We start from the raw sequence: 16,745 nt of genomic DNA, 5'->3' as shown, positions 1-16,745 counted from the left end.
ACTCAGAGGCCCAGGATCCGGGCGACGGTGCGCAGCACGCCGTTGTCGTTGTTGGACGGGGCGAGGTGGCGGGCCCGGCGGATGACGTCCGGGTGGGCGTTGGCCATGGCGAAGGACCAGTCGGCGGCGTCGAGCATCTCCAGGTCGTTGAGGTAGTCGCCGAAGACCATGGTCTGGGCGGGGGTGATGCCCAGCTCGCGCTGGAGGCCGCGCAGGGCGGTGCCCTTGTTCGCGGTGCGGTTCATGACATCGACCCAGTGCTCGCCGGAGACCACGACCTGGTGGGTGGCGGCGAAGTCGGCCAGCGCCGGGGCGGTGGTGCGCTCGGCCGGGCCGAAGTCGAAGAGCGCCACCTTGATCACGTCGTCGTCGACGGCGGTGAGGTCGTCGACGACCCGGTGCTCGACGTAGTAGCGGCGGACCTCGGCGAGGAACGCCTCGTCCGTGCGCTCCACGTACGCGGACCGCTTGCCGCAGACCACGGCACCCACGTCGACGCCGTCCGCGACCAGCCGCCGTACGGTCCGGGCGAGACCGCCGGCGACGGCCGGGTCCAGGACGTCCGAGCTGAGCTCGACGCCGTCGCGCACCACATAGGTGCCGTTCTCCGCGATGAACACCATGCCGTCGGCGACGTCCGCGAACTGCCGCGCCAGGGTGGCGTACTGGCGGCCGCTCGCCGGGCTGAACAGCACGCCGCGGCGACGCAGTTCGGCCAGCATCGGCCACAGTCCCCCGGGGACGCGCTTCTCGTCGTCGAGGAGGGTGCCGTCCATGTCGGTGACGACGAGGCGGATGTCGGCGGGACCGGCGGGGTGGCCGGGCGTGGCGAGGAGGGACGCGGGCGAGGCGGGCATGTCCTGCTTCCGGTGGGGGACGGCATTCGTACACCAGTGTCCCTCATACGACTGACGGGACCGGAAACGGCCGTGGAGATTCCTGTGACAGCACGATCACCGGACGGCACAATGTCGGCCGACGGCGTTGCGGCGGGGGAAGGACGACGGACGTGGGCGGCAACGGGGCGGCGGAGCTGACGGCGTCCGTGGCGCACAACGCGCGGGTGTGGAACTACTGGATCGGCGGCCGGGACAACTACACGGCCGACCAGCGGGTCGGTGAGCAGGTCGCCGGGATGCTGCCGGTGATCCGGGAGGTGGCCCGCGCGGACCGGGCGTTCCTGGGCCGGGCGGTACGGCTGCTGGCGGACGAGCACGGGATACGACAGTTCCTGGACATCGGCACCGGACTGCCGACGGTCGAGAACACCCACGAGATCGCCCAGGGCGTCGCGCCCGAGGCGCGGATCGTGTACGTCGACAACGACCCGGTGGTGCTGATGCACGCCCGCACGCTGCTCACCAGCTCCCCGCAGGGCGTCACCCAGTACGTGGACGCCGACGTCCACGACCCGGACACCGTCGTCCGGCGGGCCGCCGAGACCCTGGACCTGACCCGCCCGGTCGCGGTGCTGATGCTGGGCATCCTCAACTTCGTCCTCGACACGGACACGGCCCGCGAGGTGGTGCGGCGGATCATGGCCGCGGTGCCCTCGGGCAGCTTCCTCGTCCTGACCCACCCGACGGCCGACGAGGAGGTGGGCGGCCAGGGCAACATCGCGGCGATGCGGTTCTGGAACGACCACGCCACCCCGCCGATCACCGCCCGGAGCCGCGCCGAGATCGCCGGCTTCCTCGACGGGCTCGATCTGCTGGCGCCGGGCCTGGTGCCGTGCTCGCAGTGGCGCGCCGGGGCCGACTCCCCGGCGCCGGTGCCGCAGTTCGGCGCGGTCGCCGTGAAACCCTGACCGGGACGTGTGCATCCGAGCCCGTCGAGGAGGACGTCGTATGCCACCCCTTGTCGACCCCGTGCCCGGCGGGCGCCCCGGTGAGCTCGCCCGGGCGCATGCCCTCGCCCATGAGCTGTCCGCGCAGGGCGTGCGCGCGATCGTGCTGGCCTATGTGGACACCGCCGGGATCTGCCGGGTGAAGACGGTCCCCTGGCAGCGGCTCCAGCAGGCGGTGGCGTGGGGCGTCGGCATGTCCCCGGTGTTCGACACCTTCCTGGCGAACGACGCGATCGTGCGCACAGACGTCCTCGGCTCGCCCGACGGCGATCTGCGCCTCTACCCGGATCTGGACCGGCTGGTGGTGCTGGCCGCGCAGCCCGGCTGGGCCTGGGCCCCCGTCGACCGGATCACCCAGGAGGGCGACCGGCACCCGGGGTGCAGCCGCACCTTCCTGCGCCGGACCGTCGCCGACGCCGAGGGCCGGCTCGGCCTCACCTTCAAGGCGGGCGTCGAGATCGAGTGGGCGCTGGGCCGGGCCGCCGCCCCGGCCGACGAGTTCGCCCCGGCGACCCAGGGCCCGGCGTACGGCGCCGCCCGGCAGATCGAGCTGAGCGACTACGCCGCCGACCTGCTGGCGGCCCTGGACGCGCAGCAGGTGCCGGTCGCCCAGTTCCACCCCGAGTACGCCCCCGGCCAGTTCGAGCTCTCCACCGACGCCCTGGATCCGGTGGCGGCGGCCGACCAGAGCGTGCTGGTACGGCAGACCATCCGCGCGGTCTCGCAGCGGCACGGCCTGCGGGCCTCCTTCTCCCCGGCCGTCACCGAGCGGGGCGTCGGCAACGGCGGCCACCTCCATCTCTCCGTCTGGCGCCACGGGGTCAATCTGCACGCCGGGGGCGACGGCCGGTACGGCATGACGGGCGAGGCCGAGTCCTTCGTGGCCGGGCTGCTGACCCATCTGCCCGGACTGACGGCGGTGATCGCGCCGAGCCCGGCCAGCTATCTGCGGCTCAAACCCTCCCAGTGGGCGGGGGCGTTCACGGCCTGGGGCCGGGAGACCCGGGAGACCGGTGTCCGGGTCGTCACCGGCACGAGGGGCCACCAGAGCCAGGACGCCAATCTGGAGATCAAGCCGGCCGACCTGGCCGCCAACCCGTATCTCGCACTCGGCTGCGTCATCGCCGCGGGACTCGACGGGTTCGTCTCGGGCGCGGCCCTCCCCGAGGAGGTCGTCGACGACCCGGCCCGGCTGATCCCGGACGAGGCGGTGGCCCGGGGCGTGCGACGGCTGCCGACCTCGCTGGCGCAGGCCGTGGACGCGTTCCGCGAGGACAAGGTGCTCTGCACGGCCCTCGGTCCGGTCCTCGCGGACGCGGTGGTCGCCGTACGCGAGGGCGAGACGGCGGCGTCCGCCGGGCTCGACGACACCGGGGTGGCGGCGGCCTACCGCTGGAAGTACTGATGGCGGGACCGATCCGGGAAGCCCTCGACACGCTCCCCCTCGTCGACCACCACTGCCACGGCGCGGTCACCGCCGACCTCGGCCCGGCGGACTTCGAGTCCCTGCTGACGGAGGGCGCGGTCTGGCCGGGCGTGTCGCCGTTCGACAGCCCGGTCGGGATGGCCGTACGACGGCACTGCGCACCCCTGCTCGACCTGGACCGGCACGCGCCCGCCGCCGACTACCTGGCGCGCCGCGCCGAACTGGGCTGGCAGGAGGTCAACCGCCGGTTCCTCACGGCCGCGCACGCGGAGACGTTCTGCGTGGACACCGGCTACGCCCCGCACCCGGTCACCTCGCCCGCCGGCCTCGCGGACGCGTCCGGCGCCGCCGCCTACGAGGTGGTCCGGCTGGAGAGCATCGCCGAGGAGGTGGCCGCCCGGGGCATCGACGCCGGCGACTACGCGGCCGCGTTCCGGGCGGCGGCCGAGGAGGCGGTACGGCGGCCGGGGGTGATCGCGGTCAAGTCGGTCGCCGCCTACCGCACCGGCTTCGACCTGGATCCGGCGCGGCCGACGTACTCCGAGGTGACCCGGGCGGCCGCGCTGTGGTTCGCGCGGGGTGGCAAGCTCACGGACCCGGTGCTGATGCGCCATCTGCTGTGGACCGCCGTCGCCCTCGGGCTGCCGCTCCAACTCCACGCCGGTTTCGGGGACTCGGACCTGCGGCTGCACCTGGCGGACCCGGCCCTGCTCACCGACTGGCTGCGGCTGACGGCCGGCACCATCCCGGTACTGCTGCTGCACTGCTGGCCGTACCAGCGCCAAGCCGCCTATCTGGCCACGGTGTTCGAGCATGTGCACCTCGACGTCGGACTCGCCCTGCACTATGTGGGCCCGGCCCGGGCGGGTTCGGTGCTGGCGGAGGCGATGGAGATCACCCCGTTCCGCAAACTGCTGTACAGCTCGGACGCTTATGGTGTGTCCGAGTTCCACCTTCTCGGCGCTCTGTCCTTCCGGCAGGGGCTGGCCGGACTGCTCCAGGAGCGGGTGGACGCCGACGAACTGAGCCCCGCCGACGCAGTGAGGATCGCCGCCTGGACAGGACGCGACAACGCCCGTCGCCTCTACGGACTTCCCGTATCGGACCCCGGCCGCGACTGAGCGCGCGCCCCACCCGGAAAGTATGATCAAGCAATGTCTGACATGACCGAAACCACGCCCGGTTGGCTGTCCTCCGACGAGCTGGAGATGGCTCGCGCCCGTATGCCGATCCTGTACGTGGAGGCCGTGCCCGTACGTGTGGACGACAGCGGCGAAGTCACCAGCATCGGACTGCTGCTCCGCATCGGCCCGGACGGTACGGTCAGCCGGACCCTCGTCTCCGGCCGTGTCCTGCACCACGAGCGGGTCCGTGACGCCCTGTTGCGCCACCTGGAGAAGGATCTCGGCCCGGTCGCACTGCCCCGGGTGCCGGCCTCCCTCCAGCCGTTCACGGTGGCCGAGTACTTCCCGACGCTGGGCGTCACGCCGTACCACGACCCGCGTCAGCACGCGGTGTCGCTGGCCTACATCGTGCCGGTGACCGGTGACTGCCGGCCCCGCCAGGACGCCCTGGACCTGGTGTGGTTCAGCCCGCAGGACGCGGTGTCCGCGGCCGTGCAGAGCGAGATGCCCGGCGGTCACGGCGTGCTCCTGAAGCAGGCCCTGGCGCATGTGGGGTGCGTGGGCTGAGGGCGGCCGGGGTGCCGCCGACGCTGCTCAGCCGAGCTGTTCGGCGGCCCAGCGGGCCCAGTCGCGTTCCATCTCGGCCCGGCGCAGGCCGTATTCGAGGGCGATCCGGCCGTTGACGGTGAGCGGCCCGTCCTCGTCCGCCGGCCCGGATCTCAGCTCCGTGAGCCGCCGGTGGTCGGCCGTGGCCCGCTCCGCCCGCTCGGCGAGGACCGCGCGGGCCTGCTCGTCCGTCGCCAGGTCCACGAAGAACACCTTGAGCAGCGGTTCGCTGCGGCGCGGCTGCCGTCGCGTCGGTGTGACCAGCCAGGCGCGCAGTTCCCGGAGTCCCTGCTCGGTGACCGTGTACTCCTTGCGGCGGCGCGGTCCCTCCGCCGAGACGCCGACCAGCCCGGCCGCCGCCAGCCGGTTCAGCTCCCCGTACAACTGGCTCTGGGTGGCCGGCCAGACGTGGGCCAGCGAGGTGTCGAAGAGCTTCAGCAGGTCGTAGCCGCTGGCGGGCCGGTCGGCCAGGAGGCCGAGGCACCGGAATATCGGCCCGCTCAGGAGGCGGCGCCGACCCGGCCGGCGCCGTTCGGGATCTCCTGCTCGGCCCAGATGCACTTGGAGTCGCTGAGGTAGCGGGCGCCCCAGCGCCGGGACAGGGCGGCGACCAGCTGGAGGCCGCGGCCGCCCTCGTCGGTGTAGGTGGCGTGCCGGATGCGCGGGGTGCTGAGGCTGCCGTCGTAGACCTCGCAGGTCAGGATGCGGCTGCGCAGCAGCCGTAGCCGCATGGGGCCCTTGGCGTGCCGGACGACGTTGCCGACCAGCTCGCTCACCAGGAGTTCGGTGGTCGTCGTCAGCTCGTCCAGGCCCCAGCGGGTGAGCTGGCCGCGGACGAAGTCACGGGCCTGGCCCGCGGCCCGGGGATCGTCGGGCAGGCCGAAGGAGGCGATGTCGGCGGCGGGCATGGCCCGGGTGTGGACGATCAGCAGGGCCGCGTCGTCGGTGGTCTGCCCCCGGTCGGGCACCAGCTCCGAGACGACCGTGTCGCACAACTCCTCCAGGCCCCGGACGTCCTTCGCCTGGTCGGTGCCGGTGAAGCGGGCGGGGCCGACGCCGGCTCCGGACAGGACGTGCAGCAGCCGGGCCAGCCCCTGTTCGACGTCCTGCGCGGCCGACTCGATCAGCCCGTCGGTGCACAGGACGACCAGACTCCCGTCCGGCAGCGGCAGCCCGTGCGCCGCGAACGGCGGGGTGGCGGCGCCGAGCGGCGGATCGGGGCTGAGGACGGGGCTGTGCACGGTGCCGTCGGGATACACGAAGACCGGCGGCGGATGACCGGCCAGGGAGTAACTGCACCGGCGGCCCGCCGGGTCGTAGACGGCGTACAGGCAGGTGGCGTAGAAGTCCTCGCCCAGGTCGCTGACCAGGTCGTTGAGGTGGCTCAGCAGTTCGTCGGGGGCCATGTCGAGGTCGGCGAGGGTGCGTACGGCGGTGCGCAGCCGGCCCATGGTCGCCGCCTCGGCGATGCCGTGGCCCATCACGTCGCCGATCACCATGGCGACCCGGTCGGCGGAGAGCGGGATCACGTCGAACCAGTCGCCGCCCACCTGCTCGCCCCGGCCCGCCGGCAGATAGCGCGCGGCCGCGACGGCGGTGGGCAGCCGCGGCAGCGCCTGGGGCAGCAGGGTGCTCTGCAGCTCCTGGGCGCGGGCGTGCTCCACGTCGTACAGCCGGGCCCGTTCCAGCCCCTGGCCGACCAGGGCACTGAGCGTGGTCAGCAGGGTGCGCGCCTCCTCGTCGAAGGAGCGCGGCCGGTTGTAGGACAGGACGGCGACGCCGATGGCGCGCCCGGAGGCGACCAGGGGCAGGAACGCCCAGGCCATCTTCGGCGAGGTCCCCATCAGGATCTTGTCCGTGACGGCCGGATAGCGCTCGTAGATCTGGGCGGGTGACTCCAGGAACTGCGGCTTGTGGGTCCGCAGCACATCGGCGACGGGCATACCGGCGGTGATCGGGCCCTCGAACCGCCTCAGATACTCCACCGGGTATCCGACCTCACCGACCCTGGTCAGCCGGCCGGCCTCGAAGATGGAGACGACCAGCCCGTCGGCGCCGAACGGCGACAGGACGTGGTCCGCCACGGCCCGTACGACGTCCTGGACGGTCACGGCCTCGGCGAGCGCCGCGGTCAGGCAGGCCGCCTTGGCCGTCCGCACCTGGTCGGGCTCGGGAGCGCGGTGCGGCGGTTGTCCCGGGGCGGACTCCAGGCGCTCGGCGGTCCAGGCCGCCACCGCGCGCAGAAACGACAGCTGTACGTCGTCGGGCTCGCCGTCGCTGTCCCCCGTGAGCACCGAGATCGCGCCGATCGGTCCCTCGGCACCGACGAGCGGCAGCGCCACGATGCCGGAGGCGCCCGTCCCCAGGTTGTCCCCGGCCGCCTGGACCAGGACACCGCGCCGCAGGGCACACGCCGGCGGCACGTCCTGTTCCTCCCGCAGCTCCGCCCAGCCCCGCACGGCCTCCGCGGCGACGCCGTCCACCGCTTGCAGGGTCAGCGTGCCGGTGCGCCGGTCCCACCCGTGCAGCAGAGCGCCCACTCCCCCGACACTCGCCGCCGCCTGCCGAAGAGCCAGCGCCAGCGTCCTCGCCCGCGCCCCCGCGGCGGGGGACGGCTCGGATGCGGCCCCCTCCGGACGGTTCGGGCACATAACGACAGGTTAACGCGGGAGGTTCCGGGGACCACCGGGGAGCCGGGCGGGGCCGTGCCGGTCGGCTATCCCTTCCGCAGGGCCGCGCGAAGGGCCTCGTCGATGCCGGGCTGCCGGAAGGTGAAGCCCGCCTTCAGCAGGCCCGCGGGCACGGCACGGCAGCTGCCGGTGACCCCCACGGAGAACCCGCCGAGGACGGCCCGCAGTGCGAAGGCCGGGACCGCGGCGAGGGTGGGCCGGTGCAGGATCCGGCCCATCGCACGGGTGATCTCACGGTTCGTCAGCGGTTCGGGGGCCGTGAAGTTGACCGGTCCGGCGATGTCCTCGTGGTCGATCGCGTGGCGGAGCGCGGCGATGTGGTCGGGCAGGGAGATGAACGGCCAGAACTGGTCGCCGGAACCGAGCCGGCCGCCGAGACCGAACCGGAAGAGCGGGAAGAGCTTGCCCCAGGCGCCGCCGTCGGCGGAGACCACGAGGCCGGTACGCGGGTGGACGACCCGGACACCGGCCCGCTCGGCCGGCCCGGCGGCGGCCTCCCAGCCCACGCAGACGGAGGCCAGGAAGTCGCTCCCGGCCGGGTCGGCCTCCGTGACGACGCGGTCGCCGGTGTCGCCGTAGTAGCCGGTGGCCGAGGCCGAGACCAGCACCCGGGGCGGAGCGGCGGCCTCGGCGCAGGCCTCGGCGACGGTGCGCGTCCCCTGGAGACGGCTGAGCCGGATCTCCTGCTTGTACGTCTCGGTCCAGCGCCGGTCGCCGATCCCGGCTCCGGCCAGGTGCACCACGGCGTCGACGCCGTCCAGGACGGCCGGGTCCAGTCGGGCGCCGGGCTCCCAGGAGGCGGATTCGGTGCCGTCGGCCGGCTGCGGGGCGGTCCGGCCGCGGGTCAGGCGCAGTACACGGTGGCCGTCGGCGAGGAGGGAGCGGGTGAGGGCGGAACCGATGAGTCCGGTGGATCCGGTGATCGCGACGCGCATGACGTTCTCCGATGAGCGAATGTTTGAGAGTTCAAACTATCGCTCGCCAGAGTACTCCGGCCGGACGCCGGAGGGGCGCGGGGAACCTGCCGGGCCGATCCTGGAGGGGCCGACCACCGAGGAGGGCCGAGATGGAGTACCTGGTCACGATGGTCACCCGGGTGCCGGACGGTACGACGGAGCGGGAGGTGGCCGAGGTCCGGGCACGGGAGGCGGCGCACAGCCGCGAACTCGCCGCGCGGGGGCGCCTGCTGCGGCTGTGGCGTCCCCCGCTGGGGCCGGGTGAATGGCGCTCGATCGGCCTGTTCGACGACGAGGGCCCCGAGGCGCTGGAGCGCACGCTCGCCGCGATGCCGTTGCGCGTCTGGCGGACCGACGAGTCCACCGAACTCGGCCCGCACCCTGCCGATCCGGGCCGGGGCGAGGTCCCGGTCGCGGCGGACAGCGAGGAGTACCTGGTCACCTTCGCCGTGGACGCGCCGTCCGGAAGGGGGCCCGAGCGCCCGGCGGAGTCGAAGCGCGTGCGTGACCTGGCCGCCGAGGGCCATCTGATCCGCCTGTGGACACTGCCGGGCGGGGGCCGCGCCGTCGGCCTGTGGCAGGCGCCCGGGGCCGGCCGGCTGCGGGAGATCCTGCGGTCCCTCCCGATGACCGGCTGGCGCACGGTCGACACGGTGCCGCTGACCCGCCACCCCAGCGACCCGGCGCAGGTGACGTGAGCGGCTCCCGTCTCCGACGCCGTCGCGGCCCCCGTCCGGAACGGGAGCCGCGACGGTGTCACCGCTCGGGGTGGACCGGTGTCAGGACTTGCCCCGGGTGACGAGCCACTTGCCGCCGACCCAGTTGCCGACCGTCTCGTAGCCGGAACGGAAGGAACCGAGCCAGTCGAGCTTCAGGTCGGCTTCGGCGGTGGACTTGACGGGGGTGTAGCTGCTCGCGTCGGTGGCCGAGCCGCCCGTGGTGTTCTTGGCGTAGTACGGGAAGGGGTAGACGGGGCGGGCGGCGGTGGTGTTCCCGCTGCTGTCGACCGACTTGGCCGTCAGGCTGTCGGGGGCGTCGCCCCGGGTGACCCAGTCGGTGATCGCGGTCAGCGCGTCGAAGGTGTTCGGGCCCTGGCCGCCGCCGCAGTGCGCGACGGCGGGAAGCAGGAACAGCCGGGCGAAGCTCGTGGTGGCCGCCTCGCCGCCCATGGCCTTTTCAACGGCCTTGTAGTAGGCCATGGTTCCGACCGCCGGGATGTGCTGGTCGCCCAGACCGTGCCAGAGGATCAGCTTGCCGCCGGCCTTCTTGAACGCCCTGAGGTCGGGGTCGGTGGCGTCGTACATGCCCTCGCCGAGCCCCATGACCTTCTTGTAGTAGGCGGCCGTGAACCTGATGTCCTTGTACGTCAGGGCCGGCTGCGGGCTGTCGAAGATCTGGTAGCGCAGGGTCTCCCGGACGAAGCTGATGTCGCCGCTGGCGCCGGTGGCGGTGGTCGGGGTGATGATGCCGGCCCAGTTCAGTTCGGAGCCGCGCAGCTGGTAGCCCGGGTAGAGGAGTTGGCCGTGTTCGTCGGTGGGTCCGGCGTAGATCCGGCGCAGGGTGGTGACCTGGTCGGCGGTCAGGCAGTAGGCGTCGGACGTCGAGGTCTGTCCGGCCTCGCACCGGATGGTGCCCGGGTCCCAGGTGCAGCTCAGCGGGTCGGCGATGATCCCGTCGGCGGGCGCGCCGCAGCCCTTGAGCACGGCCTTGTGCAGGTCCGCGAGGTCGGCGTTGGTGAGGGTGGCCGGGCCGCCGTCGAGGTAGACGGACTGGGCGGTCCAGGCGTGCGAGAAGGTGTTCAGCGCGGTGAAGTTGTTGGCCGGCGCTCCGGCGATGATGCCGTCGAAGTCGGCGGGGTAGCGCTGGGCCTCGGTCAGACCCTGGTGGCCGCCCTGCGAGCAGCCGTCGAAGTAGGAGTGGGTGGCCGCCTGCCGAGGGCCGACATCAAATAGGAGGTCGACGTGCTGGGTGCATCCGTCCACTTTCCGGATCTACACCACGGTCGACGCTGCGATCAAGATCCGTGCACAGACCACTGGTCCCCAGAGCTGGTCCCCAAGTCAACCTCACCGAGCTTTCGGCCCAGTTGGAGGAGACGCTCGTGTCATTGCCGACGGGGCCTCCGCGACGCACGTCCGAGGACCGTCGCCTGGTCAGGAGGCAGGTTCGCCTGGGACGGTCACGGCTAAGAACTCGCGACTCGCCGCCGGCGCTCACGGATGGTGTCCTGCCATTGCCAGGAATCACTGCCGCACCACTCGTCCTGATCGGTCGGCTGCCAGTCCGCCAGTTCGTCCAGGCGATCGATCACCGTGGAGATCTCGGTGTCGGGAATTTCGCTCCCGCCGTCGAGTCGCCCTTTCATGTCATGCAATCGGTGAGCCGCACGGTAGTAGGACAGTTGGGTGTCGCTGAGCCTGCGCATGGCGTAGCCGCCGCACTTGCTGCACCAGTCGAAGTCGGTACGCGCCACGAGGTCGGCGACAGTGAGAAGGTCGTCGTCGGCCCCAACCGCACGTTCGTGGGCGTGCCAGCACAGCGGCGAGTGGCCCTTGCCCTCGATCAGAGGGCTGGTGTTGGTGGTGTAGAGCTGGACTGCAGCCAAGGGCCCCAGAGGGAGGCCGCTGCCGCTTCGCCCACGGTCACTGCCGGGCTGTCGGAAAGGCGCGAGGCTGAGGCGGTCCTCGGTGAGCAGCCCGTGCCATACGGCCACCGGCAGCCCGCCAGACCCACCGGCGTCCAGGCTCCGCAGGTCATCCGCGCCGCGCGCCAGGGCCAGTAGGCGAAGATTCAGGTTCCGGTCTTCGGTGGCATACGTCTGGTGCAGGGTCCGGCGTGCGCCAGTCCTTCGCCGAAATTCGGATCGTGGACTCCCTGGCCGCGACCGGACAGCTGCGCCTCACCCGCCTGCCGCGCGGGACTCTGTTCCAGCTCCTGCAGGCCAAGCACGCTTCCGGGCAGGTCACGGGCCCCTGCAATGAGGACTCCCAGCCACCCCTTGGCCAGCCGCTTCTCGGTGGTGTCCAGAGGCAGCACTTCTGCTCCCCCGCTCACCGACAAGACAAGGTAGAGCTCGTCGGCGACTGGCCCGAGTGTGCGCAGCGCACGGAGGTGATCGAGGGTGACCGGGCGCCGGTCGAAGACCGGGGTGTCATCGAAGACACCCGGCCGGACGATGCCCGGCTGGCTTCCCGGACTGCGTTCGTGTTCGGGCAGATCCGGCACTTCGGCGGCTGGACTGCACGGAAGGCTGCTCGCCGGGCTCAGTAGCCGTTCGGCGACGCGATCGGGCACTTCCAGGGTGAGGACGCCGCTGCCCCAGTCGGCATCAACGGTCCAGGTGAGCAGCACACCGAGCGTCCACGTATCCAGCCCGTCCAGGAAGTCCCGGACCCCGTCCCCGGCCCTTCCCAGGGCCGCCCGGCCGCGCTCTGCCACCGGTGCCACAACTCCACCAGCGCCCTGAGCACCCGGCTGTTGCCACCGAGCACCGCGAAAGCCGGATCCGCGCTCGGAAGGTCGGGCATAGCGAGAGCCGTCGCGGCAGCAGCCACGACAAGCTCCTCCAGATCTACGAACCGCGCCGCCTGCGCCCGCAGCGTCTCCAGGTACCGCATCTTGACCGTCAGTGACGGCTTCGCCCACTCCTCCAGCCAGGGAAAGTGAGCAAGGGCAGCCTGTGCCCGATGCAGGCTATGTCCCGCGCAGGGCTTCGGCGTAGTCGCCGGGCGTCCGGTTCATGACGGTCCACCAGGTTGGTCGGCCAGGGAGAGCGGAACAGGCACGGATTCCAAGATCATGGAGTTCTCGACGCCCCGTGACCTGCCTGGAAAACCGTGCCTGCCGAAGCATCATCGCTGATCCCGCCTGCCCTTGACCAACTTCGCGAGCATCCAGAGGCCGCGCCGGAAGAAGTGCCCGGACTGCTGGACCGCCTCGCCCAGGTTCCCGATCCACGTGATCCCCGTGGAGTGCGCCACGCTCTCGTCGGCGTCCTTGCCCTGGCCGCCTGCGCGGTGCTGGCGGGGGCAACGTCACTGCTGGCGGTCGGCGAATGGATCACCGACGCTCCGCCCCACGTGCTGGAACACGTCGGCATGCGATTCGACCCCCTGTTCCCCAAACGGTGCCTGCCTGCGGAAACGACGGTCCGACGACTACTGGCCCTGATCGACGGCGACGCATTGGACCTGGCGGTCGGCCGCTGGCTCGCCGACCGCCGCCACCGAACCCGGGGCCGGCTGCACGGCCTGGCGGTCGACGGCAAGAGCCTTCGCGGCGCGGCCAGGGCCAACGGCCGCAGGATCCACCTGCTCGCAGCCCTGGACCACACCACCGGCCTGGTCCTGGCCCAGCTGGACGTGCACGAAAAGACGAACGAAACCACCTGCTTCCAGCCGTGGCTGGAGACCATGGCCGACCTGGCCGGGTTGGTCGTCACCAGCGACGCCATGTACACCCAACGCGAGCACGCCGACTATCTCCTCGGCCGCGAAGCCCACTACATCATGATCGTCAAGGGCAACCGGAAGAAGCTCCGCAAGCAGCTCAGATCCCTTCCGTGGACAGAGATCCCGCTGCAGGGCCGCGTGAAGGGCACCGGCCACGGACGCTCGGAGATCCGACGGATCAAGGTGGCCACGGTCAACAGCCTGCTCTTCCCCGGAGCCCGGCAGGCCGTCCAGATCAAACGCCGCCGCACCGACCGCAAGACCGGCAAGACCACCATCAAGACCGTCTACGCCGTCACCAGCCTCACCGCTGAGCAAGCCATCCCCGCCCAGCTGGCGACCCTGATCCGTGATCACTGGCAGATCAAAGCCCTGCACCACGTCAGAGACACCACGTTCGCCGAAGACGCCTCACAGCTACGAACCGGCAACGCGCCCCGGGCGATGGCCACCTGGCGCAACCTCGCCATCGGCGCCCTACCGCTGGCCGGCGCGACCAGCATCGCCGCGGCGCTGCGACACAACGCCCGCAACGCGGACCGCCCCCTCGCCCTGCTCGGGCTCAAGTGATCACGACACGGACGCCCGCCAACTACGCCGAAGCCCTGGACATCGAGCACCTCGAGTTCGACCTGTAGCAGCCGCGCCCCGAACAGCCCGCGAGCCCTGGATGTTACTGAGCGCTTCAGCTGGCGAGTAAGGGCGCGAGTACGCCGAGCGCCAGCCGATCCGCTCAATCGCGACTCAGCCGATCAGCTGTACTGAACCCAGAGCTGCACGTCAATGGGCCTGTTGTCGTAGCAATACCAGCTCAGCCAGCGGCCGTGGAACTCTCCATTGCTTCCTATGCTGATGCACTCGGACAGGGTCGCGTACCTGCCATACAGCACCGCGGGTGACGGGATGTCCGAAAAATTTCGTGTCTCATTCACATGAGCCACCGCCGAATTGCCTTGCAGAGATGCGGCTTGTGCTGGCGTGGCGAGGGTGCCGAGGGTGAGAACGGCTCCCATCGCCGCACCCGTCAGGGCGTGACGAATACGCATGATCGACTCCTCATTTCTGCCGAGGTCACGGTGATGGCTGTGGCAGTCGGCTACATGCCGCTGCTCACGGCCTGTACATGGAGCGCGCTGAACTTTGGGATGTTCGCCATTCAGAATGCCGAGGGTGAGAGCTGCCTCCCTTTTCAGTCCGCGCAGGGGTGTTGACGATTCGCGCACACTGTGAGCGGCAGATTTCTGTTGTCCCGTGGCGGTATCCCGTAAGCGATCCGGAACAGGAGGCTGAAGTGTGTCGGATCGGTGAAGCCTCAGCGGGCATTGATGGCCTGGATCGGGCGGGAGTTCAGAAGGGGGTCGGCCAGGTAGAGGCGGCAGCGTTCCAGACGGCGGTGGCGTATCCCGGCTGCTGGGTAGCTGGGCACGGTCAGACCCTGACTGGCTGTGACGTTGAATCAGCGACTCCACGGTGACGGGTGTCCCGAGTGCGGCCTCGCGGGCCGCAGGCTATCGCGGGTCACCGCCAGCTGTCGCACTTGCGATTCGTGTTCGCATTGCTGGTGCACGCCCTCAACCAGACGTCACTGCTGGCGAAGTCGAAGGTCGTCCAGTCGGCGTGCTCATCGCCCGCGCCGAGGACCTCGTCGAACTTGTTGACGCCGCCCTGAGGGCTGGAAATCCACGCCTCGGCGCGCCGCCCGTCGGCGAGCGTGTCCTTCAGCGTGTAGTTGATACGGGTGCCGCCCGAGTCCCAGCACATATGGAATGAGAGGGACACACCGCTGATCGTGCTGGTATTCGACCGGCATTCCTCCTGCGCCTGCGCCTGCGATACCCCGGCCAGCGTGAGCGAGGCAACCGCGCCAGCCAGCACAACACCCAGGCCACGGAGACTTCGCGGACCACGTCGGTACATCGGTACCTTCCTTTCCTGTCTTCTGCTCTTGTCAGTCCTGCCAGAAGGTGGATGGGCTGCCGCATTCGCAGTCGACGCCGGCCCAGTGAGACATTCCTTGACCTCGAACTTGCAGAGGCGTTCGCGGCGCAGTTCCAGGTCGATCTTTCACCGAGTCGGCTGTCCGCGACGCCGACACCCGCCGCGCCAGGCGGCCGAGTCGTATCCGAACTGCTCAGCGTGCTGTCCCGCTTCGGTATTCAGGATGACGGGCGCAACAGCACCCGGCCTTGTCATTCCGCGCAGAGGTGTTGACGATTCGCGCAGTCCTTGGGTGACAGGTTTCTGTAGTCCCGCGGCGGCGTCCCGTAGGTGGCCCGGAACAGGCGGCTGAAGTGCGCGTGATCGGTGAAGCCCCAGCCTTCGGCGATGGCCTGGATTGAGCGGGCGTTCAAGCGGGGGTTGGCCAGGTCGAGGCGGCAGCGTTCCAGACGGCGGTGGCGTATCCAGGCTGCCGGCGACGCGTCGTCCTCGGCGAGTAGCTGCTGAAGATGGCGCAGGGAAATGTGGTGAGCGTCCGAGATCGTCTGGGGGCTCATGACCGGATCGGCAAGGTGCTGCTCGATGAACGCGTTGATCTGGGCCCGCAGGGCGGTCCGGCGGGCCTCCGGGGTCAGCGCATCGTCAGCCTCCAGGCAGCGGGTGATGACGGACGACAGAAGGTCCAAGGTGACCGAGGCGAGGGTGGAAATGTCGGCGGGGGTGAATTCGCCGGCGCGTGCGTTGAGGTCGGTCAGCCAGCGGGTAAACGCCCCACCCATGCCGCTGCGCCCATCGATCGGGACGGCGAGCAGGCGCCGTACCGTTTTCTCCGGCAGCGGCAAGAGCCGGCGAGGAAACTGCAGGGTCAATTGTGACCAGCTGCCCTGAAGGGCGTGGCGGTGGGCATCGAAGGGACGACTGCCGGCCAGCACGATGAGGTCGCCGGCATGCAATGTCGTGTCACTCCCGGCATAGGAGAAAGCCCCCTCCCCGCAGAGAATGTAATTGATCATGTACACCTCGGGGTCGGACTGCCGGATCCACTTCGCTGTCCGCGCGATCTCCAGATGCGGGAAGGACAGCGCGGACATCTGCATCTCACCTAGGTCCAAGACGCGCACCTTGTCAGGTCTGTGCCTCGATTGAGAGGCTGGGTCTGCTGGGAGCGCGTTGTCCTGCGGCGCCACAGAACGCCTCGAAGTCCAACTGTGCCCCGAGGGCGGAAGCCACCCGCTTGGGATAGGCCAGGTTGGAGTTCGTCACCCTCGGTGTGAGCCTTATCGGCCCAGCAACCGTCGACGGAGTTCGCCGTGGGGGAACCCGCACCGATTCCCGCTGCGAAGAAATCACCCATAGCCAGGTACTGAACGGCTTGCACCTCTTGCGCCGCGGCGTGCCCCGGCAGCGCGGCAACGGATCCGGCTGGCAGCGCGACGGCAATGACGGTTCGCCTCGCGGCGATGGCGGCGGTAAGCGTGGGTCTCATATGCGCACTCCTTCGAGGTAGAGGTCGAGTCCCGCTTCAGCGCTCGCATATCGCCGCGCAGGCATTTCCAATTCGGAGGACCACGACGCCGTCACTGCCGCTGCCGAAGCCGCAGCGGTGTTTCTGGAAGTTCTTGATGGCGGAGAGGGTGTCGTGCCGAAGTTGCAGTCCAGGGCACCCGGACTCGTGGTGTCGCCGTGCGGGTAGTCCTGGCCCACCAGT

General features: G+C 70.7%; 17 protein-coding genes. 6 read left to right on the top strand and 11 right to left on the bottom strand.

Going from position 1 to position 16,745, the window contains the following annotated elements:
* Window positions 1–2: 2 nt before the first annotated feature.
* Entirely contained in the window at window positions 3–857 is an 855-nt protein-coding gene (locus tag ACGFZQ_RS12270) for a Cof-type HAD-IIB family hydrolase (RefSeq protein ID WP_393840269.1), read from the bottom strand.
* A gap of 152 nt (window positions 858–1,009) precedes the next feature.
* On the opposite strand from ACGFZQ_RS12270, the gene ACGFZQ_RS12265 reads away from it, so the two are divergent.
* From ACGFZQ_RS12265 to ACGFZQ_RS12250, 4 genes are read left to right on the top strand one after another with little or no spacing between them, the layout of a single operon-like run.
* Window positions 1,010–1,807, top strand: a complete 798-nt coding sequence (locus ACGFZQ_RS12265; protein WP_351743238.1) for an SAM-dependent methyltransferase — start codon at window positions 1,010–1,012, stop codon at window positions 1,805–1,807.
* Between the two features lie 40 nt (window positions 1,808–1,847).
* Window positions 1,848–3,251, top strand: coding sequence for a glutamine synthetase family protein (locus tag ACGFZQ_RS12260; RefSeq protein WP_351743241.1), 1,404 nt, complete (start codon window positions 1,848–1,850; stop codon window positions 3,249–3,251).
* A complete protein-coding gene (locus tag ACGFZQ_RS12255) occupies window positions 3,251–4,393 on the top strand; it encodes an amidohydrolase family protein (RefSeq protein WP_393840268.1) in 1,143 nt (380 codons plus the stop codon). Before ACGFZQ_RS12260 ends, ACGFZQ_RS12255 begins: the two co-directional genes overlap by 1 nt.
* 42 nt (window positions 4,394–4,435) lie before the next feature.
* Window positions 4,436–4,963 carry an NUDIX hydrolase family protein gene (locus ACGFZQ_RS12250; RefSeq protein WP_351316004.1) on the top strand — a complete coding sequence of 176 codons (528 nt, stop codon included), beginning with the start codon at window positions 4,436–4,438 and terminating at the stop codon, window positions 4,961–4,963.
* 27 nt (window positions 4,964–4,990) lie between these two features.
* Here ACGFZQ_RS12250 and ACGFZQ_RS12245 read toward each other — a convergent pair whose 3' ends face one another.
* The 3 genes from ACGFZQ_RS12245 to ACGFZQ_RS12235 all read right to left on the bottom strand — a co-directional run bounded on the left by ACGFZQ_RS12245 (window position 4,991) and on the right by ACGFZQ_RS12235 (window position 8,627).
* Window positions 4,991–5,563, bottom strand: coding sequence for a PadR family transcriptional regulator (locus ACGFZQ_RS12245; RefSeq protein ID WP_393840267.1), 573 nt, complete (start codon window positions 5,561–5,563; stop codon window positions 4,991–4,993).
* The gene (locus ACGFZQ_RS12240; RefSeq protein WP_393840266.1) at window positions 5,503–7,653 is read right to left on the bottom strand and encodes a SpoIIE family protein phosphatase; all 2,151 of its coding nucleotides are present in this window, start codon (window positions 7,651–7,653) and stop codon (window positions 5,503–5,505) included. Before ACGFZQ_RS12240 ends, ACGFZQ_RS12245 begins: the two co-directional genes overlap by 61 nt.
* A 65-nt stretch (window positions 7,654–7,718) precedes the next feature.
* Window positions 7,719–8,627 carry a TIGR01777 family oxidoreductase gene (locus tag ACGFZQ_RS12235; RefSeq protein ID WP_393840265.1) on the bottom strand — a complete coding sequence of 303 codons (909 nt, stop codon included), beginning with the start codon at window positions 8,625–8,627 and terminating at the stop codon, window positions 7,719–7,721.
* A 131-nt stretch (window positions 8,628–8,758) separates the two neighbouring features.
* Between ACGFZQ_RS12235 and ACGFZQ_RS12230 the strand changes: the two genes are divergently transcribed.
* The gene (locus ACGFZQ_RS12230; protein WP_393840264.1) at window positions 8,759–9,346 is read left to right on the top strand and encodes a muconolactone Delta-isomerase family protein; all 588 of its coding nucleotides are present in this window, start codon (window positions 8,759–8,761) and stop codon (window positions 9,344–9,346) included.
* An 81-nt stretch (window positions 9,347–9,427) separates the two neighbouring features.
* Here ACGFZQ_RS12230 and ACGFZQ_RS12225 read toward each other — a convergent pair whose 3' ends face one another.
* From ACGFZQ_RS12225 to ACGFZQ_RS12210, 4 genes are all read right to left on the bottom strand, one after another.
* On the bottom strand, window positions 9,428–10,630 hold the full coding sequence (locus ACGFZQ_RS12225) for a tannase/feruloyl esterase family alpha/beta hydrolase (protein WP_393840263.1): 1,203 nt from the start codon (window positions 10,628–10,630) through the stop codon (window positions 9,428–9,430).
* Window positions 10,631–10,833: 203 nt separating this feature from the next.
* The gene (locus tag ACGFZQ_RS12220) at window positions 10,834–11,253 is read right to left on the bottom strand and encodes a hypothetical protein (RefSeq protein ID WP_393840262.1); all 420 of its coding nucleotides are present in this window, start codon (window positions 11,251–11,253) and stop codon (window positions 10,834–10,836) included.
* Window positions 11,254–11,438: 185 nt separating this feature from the next.
* Window positions 11,439–12,086 (bottom strand): hypothetical protein, encoded by a 648-nt coding sequence (locus tag ACGFZQ_RS12215; RefSeq protein ID WP_393840261.1) that lies wholly within the window; start codon window positions 12,084–12,086, stop codon window positions 11,439–11,441.
* A 413-nt stretch (window positions 12,087–12,499) separates the two neighbouring features.
* Entirely contained in the window at window positions 12,500–12,628 is a 129-nt protein-coding gene (locus tag ACGFZQ_RS12210; RefSeq protein WP_393840260.1) for a hypothetical protein, read from the bottom strand.
* Here ACGFZQ_RS12210 and ACGFZQ_RS12205 point away from each other — a divergent pair.
* A complete protein-coding gene (locus ACGFZQ_RS12205; protein WP_393840259.1) occupies window positions 12,620–13,669 on the top strand; it encodes an ISAs1 family transposase in 1,050 nt (349 codons plus the stop codon). The two genes, ACGFZQ_RS12210 and ACGFZQ_RS12205, sit on opposite strands and share 9 nt — an antisense overlap.
* 182 nt (window positions 13,670–13,851) lie before the next feature.
* Here ACGFZQ_RS12205 and ACGFZQ_RS12200 read toward each other — a convergent pair whose 3' ends face one another.
* The 3 genes from ACGFZQ_RS12200 to ACGFZQ_RS12190 form a co-directional block, all read right to left on the bottom strand.
* Window positions 13,852–14,145, bottom strand: coding sequence for a hypothetical protein (locus ACGFZQ_RS12200; RefSeq protein WP_393840258.1), 294 nt, complete (start codon window positions 14,143–14,145; stop codon window positions 13,852–13,854).
* Window positions 14,146–14,617: 472 nt separating this feature from the next.
* Complete coding sequence (locus ACGFZQ_RS12195; RefSeq protein WP_393840257.1) at window positions 14,618–14,974, bottom strand: hypothetical protein; 357 nt, start codon at window positions 14,972–14,974, stop codon at window positions 14,618–14,620.
* Window positions 14,975–15,288: 314 nt separating this feature from the next.
* Window positions 15,289–16,128 carry a helix-turn-helix domain-containing protein gene (locus ACGFZQ_RS12190; protein ID WP_393840256.1) on the bottom strand — a complete coding sequence of 280 codons (840 nt, stop codon included), beginning with the start codon at window positions 16,126–16,128 and terminating at the stop codon, window positions 15,289–15,291.
* Window positions 16,129–16,745: the final 617 nt, after the last annotated feature.

It is taken from the genome of Streptomyces sp. NPDC048254, from assembly GCF_043201895.1.
Classification (GTDB): Bacteria; Actinomycetota; Actinomycetes; order Streptomycetales; family Streptomycetaceae; genus Streptomyces.
This window is presented reverse-complemented; position numbering and strand designations above follow the sequence as displayed.

Coding starts and splice junctions, on each gene's coding strand:
- ACGFZQ_RS12200 (WP_393840258.1), bottom strand. CDS start 14,145: ATGCGTATTCGTCACGCCCTGACGGGTGCGGCGATGGGAGCCGTTCTC.
- ACGFZQ_RS12270 (WP_393840269.1), bottom strand. CDS start 857: ATGCCCGCCTCGCCCGCGTCCCTCCTCGCCACGCCCGGCCACCCCGCC.
- ACGFZQ_RS12190 (WP_393840256.1), bottom strand. CDS start 16,128: ATGTCCGCGCTGTCCTTCCCGCATCTGGAGATCGCGCGGACAGCGAAG.
- ACGFZQ_RS12235 (WP_393840265.1), bottom strand. CDS start 8,627: ATGCGCGTCGCGATCACCGGATCCACCGGACTCATCGGTTCCGCCCTC.
- ACGFZQ_RS12230 (WP_393840264.1), top strand. CDS start 8,759: ATGGAGTACCTGGTCACGATGGTCACCCGGGTGCCGGACGGTACGACG.
- ACGFZQ_RS12240 (WP_393840266.1), bottom strand. CDS start 7,653: ATGTGCCCGAACCGTCCGGAGGGGGCCGCATCCGAGCCGTCCCCCGCC.
- ACGFZQ_RS12260 (WP_351743241.1), top strand. CDS start 1,848: ATGCCACCCCTTGTCGACCCCGTGCCCGGCGGGCGCCCCGGTGAGCTC.
- ACGFZQ_RS12255 (WP_393840268.1), top strand. CDS start 3,251: ATGGCGGGACCGATCCGGGAAGCCCTCGACACGCTCCCCCTCGTCGAC.
- ACGFZQ_RS12250 (WP_351316004.1), top strand. CDS start 4,436: ATGACCGAAACCACGCCCGGTTGGCTGTCCTCCGACGAGCTGGAGATG.